At 72.6% G+C, this 10,042-nt stretch carries 12 protein-coding genes; 2 read left to right on the top strand and 10 right to left on the bottom strand.

Translation table 11 applies throughout. The annotated features are described in order from the left end of the window. Nucleotides 1-13: 13 nt before the first annotated feature. The 4 genes from ABD220_RS13800 to ABD220_RS13815 all read right to left on the bottom strand — a co-directional run bounded on the left by ABD220_RS13800 (nt 14) and on the right by ABD220_RS13815 (nt 2,893). Nucleotides 14-610 carry a YceI family protein gene (locus tag ABD220_RS13800; RefSeq protein WP_344123476.1) on the bottom strand — a complete coding sequence of 199 codons (597 nt, stop codon included), beginning with the start codon at nt 608-610 and terminating at the stop codon, nt 14-16. Nucleotides 611-739: 129 nt separating this feature from the next. Beyond that, complete coding sequence (locus tag ABD220_RS13805) at nt 740-1,444, bottom strand: flavin reductase family protein (protein WP_344123477.1); 705 nt, start codon at nt 1,442-1,444, stop codon at nt 740-742. A 180-nt stretch (nt 1,445-1,624) separates the two neighbouring features. Beyond that, nucleotides 1,625-2,176 carry a flavin reductase family protein gene (locus tag ABD220_RS13810; protein WP_344123479.1) on the bottom strand — a complete coding sequence of 184 codons (552 nt, stop codon included), beginning with the start codon at nt 2,174-2,176 and terminating at the stop codon, nt 1,625-1,627. A 21-nt stretch (nt 2,177-2,197) separates the two neighbouring features. Beyond that, the gene (locus ABD220_RS13815; RefSeq protein ID WP_344123480.1) at nt 2,198-2,893 is read right to left on the bottom strand and encodes an alpha-ketoglutarate-dependent dioxygenase AlkB family protein; all 696 of its coding nucleotides are present in this window, start codon (nt 2,891-2,893) and stop codon (nt 2,198-2,200) included. Nucleotides 2,894-3,029: 136 nt separating this feature from the next. Between ABD220_RS13815 and ABD220_RS13820 the strand changes: the two genes are divergently transcribed. Continuing rightward, on the top strand, nt 3,030-4,049 hold the full coding sequence (locus tag ABD220_RS13820; protein WP_344123481.1) for an LLM class flavin-dependent oxidoreductase: 1,020 nt from the start codon (nt 3,030-3,032) through the stop codon (nt 4,047-4,049). A 95-nt stretch (nt 4,050-4,144) separates the two neighbouring features. Next, complete coding sequence (locus ABD220_RS13825; protein WP_344123483.1) at nt 4,145-5,071, top strand: SGNH/GDSL hydrolase family protein; 927 nt, start codon at nt 4,145-4,147, stop codon at nt 5,069-5,071. A gap of 117 nt (nt 5,072-5,188) precedes the next feature. On the opposite strand, the gene ABD220_RS13830 is transcribed toward ABD220_RS13825, so the two are convergent. The 6 genes from ABD220_RS13830 to ABD220_RS13855 form a co-directional block, all read right to left on the bottom strand. After that, nucleotides 5,189-5,845 (bottom strand): DUF3618 domain-containing protein, encoded by a 657-nt coding sequence (locus ABD220_RS13830; protein ID WP_344123485.1) that lies wholly within the window; start codon nt 5,843-5,845, stop codon nt 5,189-5,191. Further along, nucleotides 5,842-6,318: a phage holin family protein gene (locus tag ABD220_RS13835; RefSeq protein WP_344123487.1), complete on the bottom strand. Its 477-nt coding sequence runs from the start codon at nt 6,316-6,318 to the stop codon at nt 5,842-5,844. Before ABD220_RS13835 ends, ABD220_RS13830 begins: the two co-directional genes overlap by 4 nt. Further along, a complete protein-coding gene (locus tag ABD220_RS13840; RefSeq protein WP_344123489.1) occupies nt 6,315-7,124 on the bottom strand; it encodes an ATP synthase subunit B family protein in 810 nt (269 codons plus the stop codon). Before ABD220_RS13840 ends, ABD220_RS13835 begins: the two co-directional genes overlap by 4 nt. 136 nt (nt 7,125-7,260) lie before the next feature. After that, complete coding sequence (locus ABD220_RS13845) at nt 7,261-8,199, bottom strand: SDR family oxidoreductase (protein WP_344123491.1); 939 nt, start codon at nt 8,197-8,199, stop codon at nt 7,261-7,263. 161 nt (nt 8,200-8,360) lie between these two features. Continuing rightward, nucleotides 8,361-9,173 carry an alpha/beta fold hydrolase gene (locus ABD220_RS13850; protein ID WP_344123493.1) on the bottom strand — a complete coding sequence of 271 codons (813 nt, stop codon included), beginning with the start codon at nt 9,171-9,173 and terminating at the stop codon, nt 8,361-8,363. 103 nt (nt 9,174-9,276) lie between these two features. After that, complete coding sequence (locus ABD220_RS13855) at nt 9,277-9,891, bottom strand: superoxide dismutase family protein (protein ID WP_344123495.1); 615 nt, start codon at nt 9,889-9,891, stop codon at nt 9,277-9,279. Nucleotides 9,892-10,042 lie beyond the last annotated feature (151 nt).

Here is a 10,042-nt window from a genome sequence, read left to right on the forward strand (position 1 = left end):
CGCTCGTCGGGGATCAGGCCTGCGCCGAGACGGCCTCCTGGCCCTCGACGGTCGTCTCGGGGTCGTCCTGGGGCGCGGTGAACGCGACGTCGAGGCTGATCAGGACCTTGTCGGAGACGAGGACCCCGCCGGCCTCCATCGCGGCGTTCCAGGTGATGCCGAAATCCTTGCGGGAGATGGTGGTCTCGGCGGAGAAACCGGCACGGGTCACCCCGAAGGCGTCGACGACCACGCCGCTGAACTCGGTGGCGAGCTCGACGGTGCGGGTCACGTCCTTGATGGTCAGCTCACCGGTGATCGTGCCCTCCTCGCCGTCGAACGCCACGGCGGTCGAGGTGAAGGTCATCGTGGGGTACTCCTCGACAGCGAAGAAGTCGGCGCTGCGCACGTGGGCGTCGCGGTCGGCGTTCTTCGTGTCGATGCTCGCCATCCGGACGGTGGCGTTCAGGGTCGAGTTCTCGATCGGGTCGGCGACCTCGAGCTGCGCGTCGACCTCGCCGAAGGTGCCGCGCACCTTGGAGATGCCGGCGTGGCGGACGGTGAAGCCGACCTCGGAGTGGGCGGGGTCGAAGGTCCAGGAACCGGGGACGAGACCGTTGGGCTGGGACATGGTGTTCTCCTTGGTGCGCGACGAACAGGTGGTTGCTTCGTCAACTACTCTAGGAGCACCTTGGTGATGTGTCAACAACAATGTCGCGGAACATGCCCGTGACAGCGCGCGGCTCCCGCCGCGGGGCGTTCAGCCCTCCGGGTCCAGGGCGGAGCGGTCGTTGAGCTCGTGGAACCGGCGGCGGTGGTAGACGAGCGGCACGCCCGTGCCCTCGTGACCGAGGACGTCGACCACGGCGGCGTTGAACACGAGGGCGGGTCCGGCCTTGATCCGGGCCAGCGGGATGGCGCGCAGGACCCGGGCGACGGCCAGGAGCCGGGGCTCCCCCGTCTCCAGGTACTCCCAGGGCATGTCCGGACCGAAGCGCGGAGCCCCGGAGACGGCGAAGGACCGTGCGAGTCCCAGGTTCTCGGCGTCCAGCAGGTGCACCAGGAAGGAGTCGGCCTCGGCCAGCACCGCGGCCGAGCCCTGGCGGGCCTGCAGCGAGAAGCCCAGGATCGGTGGGACGGCCGACACGGAGGACACCGAGGACGCCGTCAGGCCCACCGGCCCCTCAGGGCCGCGCGCGGTGATGATGGCGACCCCCGCCGGGTGGTGGGCGAAGGCCGCCTTGAACGCCTCGCCCACGTGCTGGAGGTCCTGGAGGTGGCCGGCCGGGATCTCCAGGTCGGCGACCTCCGCGGCCGCTCGCTCGGCCGGGGGGCCGGGCCGGGGCACCGCGCTCAGCCGGGGCTCCTCCCCCGCCCGCTCGGGCACCTGCTCCGGCGCGCCGCCGGCGGGCGCGCCGTCGTCGTGTCCTCGGCGAGGCCGGCGTTCGTGGTGCTGGGCCGCCATGAGAGTCCTTCCGTGGAGAGCCGTGGAGAGCCGCGGGAGCGGTGCCGCCGGGCGGCCCCGCCCGTCCACGCTACGACCAGAACCGGAGCGGGAGTCAACCGGTCCCGCCACCGGCGGGGCGGGGACACCCGACGTCACAGTCTTGCACGGGCGCCGCCGTCGTGTCCGGCGGCCCCCGGGTCACCGGGTCAGGCCGCGGTAGCCGCGGGCGTAGTGCACCAGCGGGTCGTCCGCCTGCGCTTCGTCGATCCCGCGGCCCATCGCGGTCACCTCGCCCACGACGATCCGGTGCGTCGCGGCGGGGTGCACGGCCACGGTCGAGAGCTCGAACCAGGCGAGGGCCCCGTCGAGCACGGGCGCGCCCGAGTGCGGCGCGCGCCGGAAGGCCACGCCGTCCAGCAGGCCCTCGACGGGGTTGCCCGGGCTCGCGAGCCAGTTGGCGGCCCCCTCCTGCTCCCGGCGCAGCACGGAGAGCGTCCAGGCGCCGGAGGACTCCACGGCGTCGCAGATCCGCCCCTCCTCGAACAGGCTCACGAGCATGGTGGGCGGATCGTAGGAGACGTCGAGGAACCCGGTCACGGTCGCGGCGACGTCACGCCGCCGGTGCCGGGCGGCCACGACCGCCACGCCGGAGGCGATGTCCGCGGCGAGCAAACGGTAGGCGTCGACGTCCTCGGCGTCCGGTGCCGCCGGGTCGATGAGATGGGCCGGTGCGGGGTCGGGGAGCTCCATGCCGCCAGTCTGGCACGCGGCTCAGCGGTCCGGCCCGGACCGTCCCGTCATCCGGAGGGTCAGGTTCAGCCGTCCGCCCTTCATGCCCAGCGCGGCCGCCCCCGTGCCGGGACGGACCCGCGGCACCCCGTGGAACGCGTAGCGGGAGGGACCGCCGAAGACGAAGAGGTCGCCGCTGCGCAGCTCCACGTCCCGGTACGGCGCCGAGCGGGTCTGCGTGTTCCCGAAGCGGAAGACGCAGGCGTCGCCGAGGGAGAGCGAGACGATCGGCGCGGCGGAGGCCTCGTCCTTGTCCTGGTGCATGCCCATCCGGGCGGCGGCGTCGTAGAAGTTCAGGAGGGCGGTGTCCGGCCGGTAGTCCTGCGCGTCCGGGCTGCCGGGCCCGTAGGCCTCCAGCACGGCCCGGCGGCCCAGCTCGGTCAACCACGGGGGCATGTCCGGTGCGCGCTTGCGCTCCCCGGTGCGCAGGTAGCGGTAGGGCGCCCAGTCCCAGCCCAGTGTCGTGGAGCGCACCGACATCCGGCCGCCTCCCGGGAGCACCGCGTGCCGCAGGGGCGCCGGGCCCGCGGCCCACTCCCGGCAGCGGAGCACGAGCTCCCGCTGCTCCTGGAGCCCGAGCCAGCCCGGGACGTGGACGGCACCGGGGGCGATCTCGGCGCGCTCCCGCGGCAGCTCGAACAGCTCGGTCTCCGGCAACGGGGTCGAGGGGTCGATCATGCTGCCGAGCGTAGCCGCGGCCGCCGACACCGCGCGCGGCGCGTCCCGGGCGGCGCGCGGTGTGCGCTCCGCCACGGCGGCCCCGGGCGGAGAGGAGTAGCGTGGAGGGTCTCCGAATCCCCGTGAAAGGTCCGCCGTGCCGCTGCCCCTGTCCGTCATCGACTTCGCCACCGTCCGCAAGGGCTCGTCCGTGGGCGAGAGCTTCGCCGACTCCGTGCGGCTCGCCCAGCACGCCGAGCGGCTGGGGTACCTGAGGGTCTGGTACTCGGAGCACCACAACATGCCCACGATCGCCTCCTCGGCCCCGGCCGTGCTGATCGCCCACGTCGCGGCGCACACCGAGAGCATCCGCCTGGGCGCGGGCGGCGTCATGCTGCCCAACCACTCCCCCCTGGTGATCGCGGAGCAGTTCGGCACGCTCGCCGAGCTGCACCCCGGGCGCATCGACCTGGGTCTGGGCCGGGCCCCCGGCACGGACCTGCGGACGGTGCGGGCCATGCGCCGAGAACCCTCCGCCGCCGAGCAGTTCCCGCGGGACGTCCGCGAGCTGCAGGGCTATCTCAACGGCCGTTCCATCGTCCCGGGGGTCAGCGCCGTACCGGGCGCCGGGACGGACGTGCCCCTCACGGTCCTGGGCTCATCGCTGTTCGGCGCCCAGCTCGCCGCCGCCTACGGCCTGCCCTACGCCTTCGCGTCCCACTTCGCCCCCGACGCCCTCGCGGACGCCGTGGCCGCCTACCGCGCCGGTTTCCGGCCCTCCGAGCAGCTCGCGGAGCCGTACGTCATCGCGGCCGTCAACGTCATCGCCGCGGACAGCACCGAGGACGCCGCCGAGCAGTGGGAGACCGCCCGGCGCGAACGGGTGCGGGCCATGGTGGGCCGCGACCGCGAGCTGAGCGAGGCCGAGCTGGACATGGTCATGGACAGCCCCGCCGGACAGCAGATCCTGCACATGCTGCACTGGTCGGTCGCGGGCACGGGCGCCGAGGTCCGGGACTACCTGGAGGACTTCGCCGCGACGGCGGAGGCCGACGAGCTCATGATCGCCCCCGCCTCACCCACCTCCGACCAGGTGTTACGTTCCATGGCGACCCTCTCGGAGGCCTGGGCGCCGGATCCTGCCGCAACCCTTTCATCGACAACCCCCCGGCGGTAGCTTCTGGCCCAGCGGGCGTCGTCGTGGAGGCTCGCGCCGGATCCGGCTCGCCGACGGCGGCCGGGCCTGGTTCCCTCTTCCTGGAAGGCCCCGCCATGTCAGCCTCTCTTCCCCGCCGCGCTGCCTCCGTCGTCGCTGCGGCCGCCGCCCTGAGCCTGCTCGGCACCGCACCGGCCGCCGCGCACCAGGGCCATGCCGCCGAGCACCGCGGCCACAGCAGCGAGCGCCACGGCCACGGGCACGGCCACGGGCACGGGCATGGGCACTCGAAGCGGATCGACTACGTCAATCTCGGCGACTCCTACTCCGCGGCCATCGGTACCGGCGGCATCGCGGCGTCGCCCCTGGGGCCCGAGTGCCTCCAGGGGGACGGCCCGGACCACGTCTCCGCCCTGGACGGGAGGAGGCGCGTGGACCTGCTGCTGGACGGCGCCTGCGCAGGGGCGACCACGGACCGGGTACAGGAGATCGCTTCCCTGCAGCCTGTGCGCGCTGCCCTCAGGAGGGCCGAGCTGGTGACCCTCACCCTGGGCGGCAACGACGTCGGCTGGATCGACATCATCCGGGCCTGCAGCCTGCAGGGCACCGCCGCTGCCTGCGACCTCGCCATCGCCTCCGCGCCCGAGCGCATCGAGGCGGCCGCGGAGTCGGCCGGCGAGACGGTCGCGGCCATCGACGCGGGGACGCGTGGACAGGTCGTCGTGCTCGGCTATCCCCGCCTGTTCAGCGCCGACGAGCAGAGCCCGGTGATCTCCCCCGAGCGGGCCGAGGCGCTCAACGACCTGACCGACGACCTCAACGACGCCCTCGAAGAAGCGGTGGAGAAGGAGGACGCCGCCCAGTTCGTGCACGTAGCGGATCTCTTCGACGGCCACGCCGCCGACTCCGCGGACCCGTGGATCTTCCTCAACCCGACCGATCCCAGGGACCCCAACAACCTCCACCCCAACGAGCGCGGATACCTGCTCGGCTACTACACCGCTGTCATCAGCGAGGTGGACCTGGGGCACCGAGGACACTGACGGGCGCCGCGCCCACCGGGCCGGGCACCGGCACGAGGAAGGCCCCGGATCGTCGATCCGGGGCCTTTCTCGTGCCGGTGCGTCACCGGGCCCGGCCGCGGTGCGGCCGGGTGGGGTTCAGGAGTTCTGCGTCTCGTCCTTGACGGACTGCGCCGAACCCTGGGCCGAGGACTTCAGCTGCTGAGCCTCGTCCTGGCCCTGCGACCTGACCTCCTGGGCTCCGGACTGCGCGGTCTCCTTGACGGACTGCGCGGCCTCCTGGGCCGGCTCCTTCAGGTCCTGGGCGACCTCCTGCGCCATGCCCTTGGCGGAGTCCACCGCGTGCTGGGCGTGGGGCTGGATCCGGTCCGCCGCGTCGGCGGCGAGCTCCTGCTCCTTCTGCGTGGAGGGCAGCATGGAACCGACGAGCCAACCGGCGCCGAGGGCGATCAGGCCGGCCGCCAGAGGGTTGCCACGGGTTTTGGCCTTGGCCGTGGCCGGGGCGCCCTGCAGGCCTTCCTTGAGGTCGCCCGCACGGTCCTGCACGCCCTCCCTGAGGTCGCCCGCACGGTCCTGCACGCCCTCCCTGAGGTGCCGGCCGTGGTCGGAGGCGTCGTCGGTCGCTCCCATGATGCGCTCGCGGACGCCCTTCGCCTTGTCGCGCACCTTGTCCTTCTGCCGGTCGACGACGCGCTCGGGCGTCACCTTCTCGGCGACGGCGTCGACGTCGGAGCCGAGTCGAGCACGGGTGGCCTCGATGTCGGCGCGGATCTGTTCGGGGTTCTGCTGGCTCATCGGTTCTCCTTCTTGGAGGGCTTCACGGTGTCCGGGATCTCGGAGACGGTCTCGCGGGTCAGGGGCAGCGGATCCTGGGTCGCCTCGGTCATCTCCTGCGAACCCTTGTTGAGGTTCTTCTTGCCGATCGCGGCGAGGATGCCGGCGATGACGGCCCAGAGGACGGCAACGATGACGGAGGCCCAGACGAGGCTGTCCACGAGGTTGCTCAGCCCCCACATGAGGGCGAGGGAGAGGAAGAGCAGCACGAAGTGCCCGGCCACGCCGGCCCCGGCCAGCATGCCGGCGCCCTTGCCCGTGTCCTTGGCGGACTGCTTGGCCTCCTGCACGGCCTGGGTCGTCTCGGCCTTGGCGAGCGCGATCTCCTGCTGGATGAGGGTGGAGAGGTTGGTGCTCAGCGACTTGAACATCTCACCGAGCGACTCGTGCTCCGCCCTGTCCTCGGCGTCCGAGGGGGGGATGGGGTGGCTCATCGACGGTCGCCCTCCTGATCCGGGTAGACGGTGCCGGGCACGCGGTCGGTGTAGGTGCGGGCCGCCTCGCCCTGCTCGTCGGAGCGGTAGGCGTAAGGGTCGGCCGGGGTGTAGCCCGAGGTCTCGGTCGCCGTGAGGTTGCGGTCGTAGCCCTGGTCGTAGACGGCGCCCGTGGCGACGCCCGCTCCGGCCGAGGTGCCCTGGCCCTGCTGGCCGGAGACGCCGAAGAACTCCTTGGCGCCCTGGCGGTCGGTCGCGACCTCGTCGCTGTCCTTGACGCCGCGGGTGGCGCGGCCTGCCAGGAGCCCGATGCCGGCGGCGACGGCCAGGAAGGTGCCGGGACGGCGGGCCGCGAACCGGCGGACGTCCTCCAGCAGGTCCCGGGCGTCCTTGTTCTCCAGGGACGAGGCCACGGAGTCGACGCGGCCGGAGACGTTGCCGAGCAGGCCCGTCACGAAGTCCGTCTCCGGCTTCTCGCCGCGGGACAGGGCGTTGATCTCGTCACTGACGGAGCGGACGCTCGAGGCGATGCGCTCCTGCTGCGGGGCCATCTGCTCCCTGAGGTCGCTCCTGAGCTGACCGAGGAGGTTCTGCGCCTGGACGGTGGCCTCCTGCTTGACGGCTCCTGCCTGCTCCTTGGCCGTCTCCTTGACGCGCTGGCCGGAGTCGGCGGCCTCGTGCTTCAGCTGGTTGGCCTCGGCCTTGCTCCTGTCCGCCACGACGTCCTTCTTGGAGGGGGTACCGGTCTCGGCCGCGTGGCTCGAGCCGGCCTCGACGCGAGTCGGGTCATAGGGGTTGGTGGTCATGATTCCGCCTTTCTGGAACATTTCATAAGTCCACTGATGGTGCGGGCTGGTCTCAGCCTAGGTCGAAGGCTCCGCGGAGCCAAGTCCCTCGGCCCGATCGGCGCGCCGCCGCGCGGCGATCACGGGCGGGAGGAGCTCACGGCGACGGGCTGCCGCCGTTGACGTTGAGGGTCTCGCCGATGACGTAGCTGGACTCGGGCGAGGCGAGGAAGACGTAGGCCGGGGCCAGCTCGGTGGGCTGACCCGCCCTGCCGAGGGGTGTCGACTGCCCGAACTCGGGCAGCGCATCCTTCGGCTGCCCGTCCGAGACCTGGAGGGGCGTCCAGAACGGCCCGGGGGCCACCGCGTTGACGCGGATGCCCTTGGGCGCCAGCTGCTGGCCGAGGCCCTTGGTGAAGTTGTTGATCGCGGCCTTGGTGGAGGCGTAGTCCAGGAGCTCCGGTGACGGCTGGTAGGCCTGGATCGAGGTCGTGTTGATGATGGAGGACCCCTCGGGCAGGTGCCGCAGCGCCGCCTTGGTGATCCGGAACATCGCCAGGATGTTGACGGTGAAGGTGTCCACCAGCTGCTCGTCGCTCAGGTCCTCGAGGCTCTCCACCGCCACCTGCTTTCCGGCGTTGTTGACGAGGATGTCGAGCCCGCCCAGTCCGTTCACGGCGTTCTCGACCAGGGTCTCGCAGAAGTCCTTGTCGGTCAGGTCGCCGGGGAGGAGGACGGCCGTGCGGCCGGCCTTCTCGATGACCGCCCTGACCACCTGCGCGTCGGGCTCCTCGTCGGGAAGATAGTTGAGCGCGACGTCGGCGCCCTCCTTGGCGAACGCGATGGCGACGGCCGCACCGATGCCCGAGTCCGCCCCGGTGATCAGGGCCTTGCGCCCTTCCAGGCGGCCGGTCCCCCGGTAGGAGAACTCTCCGCGATCGGTCTTCGGCTCGAGCTCGATGTCCAGGCCCGGCTCGGGCTGGTCCTGCTCCGGGGGTGACAGGACGGGGTATCGCGTCACGGGGTTCTGGAATGCGAGCTGGTCCACCGCCTCGCGGTCGGCGTTCTCCGGGTTGCCGTTGTTCGTCTCGGTCATGTCCACTCCTCTCGTCGTGCACTGATCTCAACAGCATACTGATTACCCCGCCGGGATGTCACCGGTTCTCTCTCGGAGAACAGGACACCCCGTACCCCCGGGGCGGCGGTGCCGCCCGGGTGCACGGGGTGCGGGAAGGTGACGCCGCGGTGCGGTCGTGCTCAGGCGTCCAGACGGCGCAGGAAGGCGTCCAGGGCGTCGTCGAACGCTGCGGGCTGCTCGATGTTCGGGGTGTGCCCGGCCGCGGCGACGACGACGAGCTCCGCCCCGGGCGCCAGCTCGGCCATCCGCCGGGCGGCGCCGCCGTCGAAGGCGTCGTCCGCGCCCACCACGACCAGCACGGGGATCCGCGCGCCGCGGAGCAGCTCGGTGAAGTCCCGCCGCTCGGCGCGCCCCCGCATCGCTGCGGCGGCGCCCTTCGCGGGGGCGCTCTGCAGCATGGCCAGCACCTCGGCCGCCACCTCGGGGCGGGACTCCACGGTGGACTCGGCGACCATCTTGGCCAGGACGTTGCGGCCGTAGACCTCCATGCCGCCGGACAGGATGGCGTCCGCCGTGACGTGACGACGCCGCCTGCCGGCCAGGTCCTCCGCCTGAGGGACGGTGTCGTTGACGACCAGCGCCCGGACCCGGCCGGGGTGCCGGTGGAGGAGCTCCATGGCGATCTGACCGGACATGGAGAACCCGACCACCACTGCGCGGTCGACGGCGAGGTGCTCGAGCAGTCCGGCGACGTCGTCGGCGAACTCCTCGGTGTAGACGATCCCCTCGGTGACCTCCGACTCGCCGAAGCCGCGCAGGTCGGGGGCGATCACCCGCCAGCCGCGGCCCGCGAACACCTCGACCTGCCGGGCCCACATGCTCCGGTCGTAGGCATGACCGTGCAGCAGGAGCAGCACCGGGCCCTCCCCCCGGTCGGTGTAGGCCATGGTGACCCCGTTGATCCGGGCGGTGGCGGGACTGGCGTCGGGCATGGTGGGAGACCCCTCTCTCAGGCGTGCGGCAGGAACGCTCCCAGGGTAGCGAAGGACGCCGCCGCGGGAACGGGGCCTCGCCCGCCGACGGGCCGGGCCGCGGTCATTCGACGACGCCGCAGGCCAGCCTGGACCCGGCGTCGCCGGTGCGCAGGGTGTCCTCGTCGGGGCCGCCGGGAGCGTAGCGCTCCGGGACGTTGGCGTGGTTGTCGGGGCGCGAGTGGATCATCACGGCGCTGCCGTCGCCGTCGGCCACGAGGTCCTGGACGCCGAAGCGGTCGGTGACGGTCGTGAGGAACCCGAGCCCGTCCTCGGTCACGAGCAGGGCAGGGAGGTCTCCCGCGTGCTCGGGGTGATCGGCGTCCTCGCTCCCGAGGTGGCCGCCGGCGGAGAGGAAGGCTCCCGTGGTGCCGGGGTCGCCCGGTGCGCTGCTGTCCGGCTCGCAGAGACCGGCTCCGTGCACGTGCAGGCCGTAGAAACCCGGCTCCAGGCCCTGCACCTCGGCCACGACCTCCGTGCCTGCGGAGACCTGCGAGAAACGGACGCTGCCGACCTCGGTGCCCTCTGCGTCCTGGAGCACGGCGCGGGTGGCGGCACCGGCCTCCGCGGCGGCCGACGTCTCCTCGACCACGGCGCCCTCGTCGCCGTCCTGGCCGCAACCGGCCAGCACCAGGGCGGTCGTTGCGATCACTGCTGCCATCAGGCTGGTCTGCCGCACGGCTCCTCCTCGACGTCTCGGGACCCTGGTCCTCGACCATAGGCGGTGGCGGGAAGGGGTTCAACGGGTGAGGGGTTGGTGCCGGTGGTGGCGGGTCCGGTGGGTGTGTCCCGGGGGTCGGTGGGGTGGGTGGTGAATGCGGGGAGCCCCC

The sequence above is a fragment of the Kocuria aegyptia genome (assembly GCF_039530085.1).
In the GTDB taxonomy this organism is placed as follows: Bacteria; Actinomycetota; Actinomycetes; order Actinomycetales; family Micrococcaceae; genus Kocuria; species Kocuria aegyptia.

Excerpts from the sequence above, each read along its gene's own strand:
- ABD220_RS13800 (WP_344123476.1), bottom strand. The coding sequence starts at position 610 with ATGTCCCAGCCCAACGGTCTCGTCCCCGGTTCCTGGACCTTCGACCCC.
- ABD220_RS13805 (WP_344123477.1), bottom strand. The coding sequence starts at position 1,444 with ATGGCGGCCCAGCACCACGAACGCCGGCCTCGCCGAGGACACGACGAC.
- ABD220_RS13810 (WP_344123479.1), bottom strand. The coding sequence starts at position 2,176 with ATGGAGCTCCCCGACCCCGCACCGGCCCATCTCATCGACCCGGCGGCA.
- ABD220_RS13815 (WP_344123480.1), bottom strand. The coding sequence starts at position 2,893 with ATGATCGACCCCTCGACCCCGTTGCCGGAGACCGAGCTGTTCGAGCTG.
- ABD220_RS13825 (WP_344123483.1), top strand. The coding sequence starts at position 4,145 with ATGTCAGCCTCTCTTCCCCGCCGCGCTGCCTCCGTCGTCGCTGCGGCC.
- ABD220_RS13830 (WP_344123485.1), bottom strand. The coding sequence starts at position 5,845 with ATGAGCCAGCAGAACCCCGAACAGATCCGCGCCGACATCGAGGCCACC.
- ABD220_RS13835 (WP_344123487.1), bottom strand. The coding sequence starts at position 6,318 with ATGAGCCACCCCATCCCCCCCTCGGACGCCGAGGACAGGGCGGAGCAC.
- ABD220_RS13840 (WP_344123489.1), bottom strand. The coding sequence starts at position 7,124 with ATGACCACCAACCCCTATGACCCGACTCGCGTCGAGGCCGGCTCGAGC.
- ABD220_RS13845 (WP_344123491.1), bottom strand. The coding sequence starts at position 8,199 with ATGACCGAGACGAACAACGGCAACCCGGAGAACGCCGACCGCGAGGCG.
- ABD220_RS13850 (WP_344123493.1), bottom strand. The coding sequence starts at position 9,173 with ATGCCCGACGCCAGTCCCGCCACCGCCCGGATCAACGGGGTCACCATG.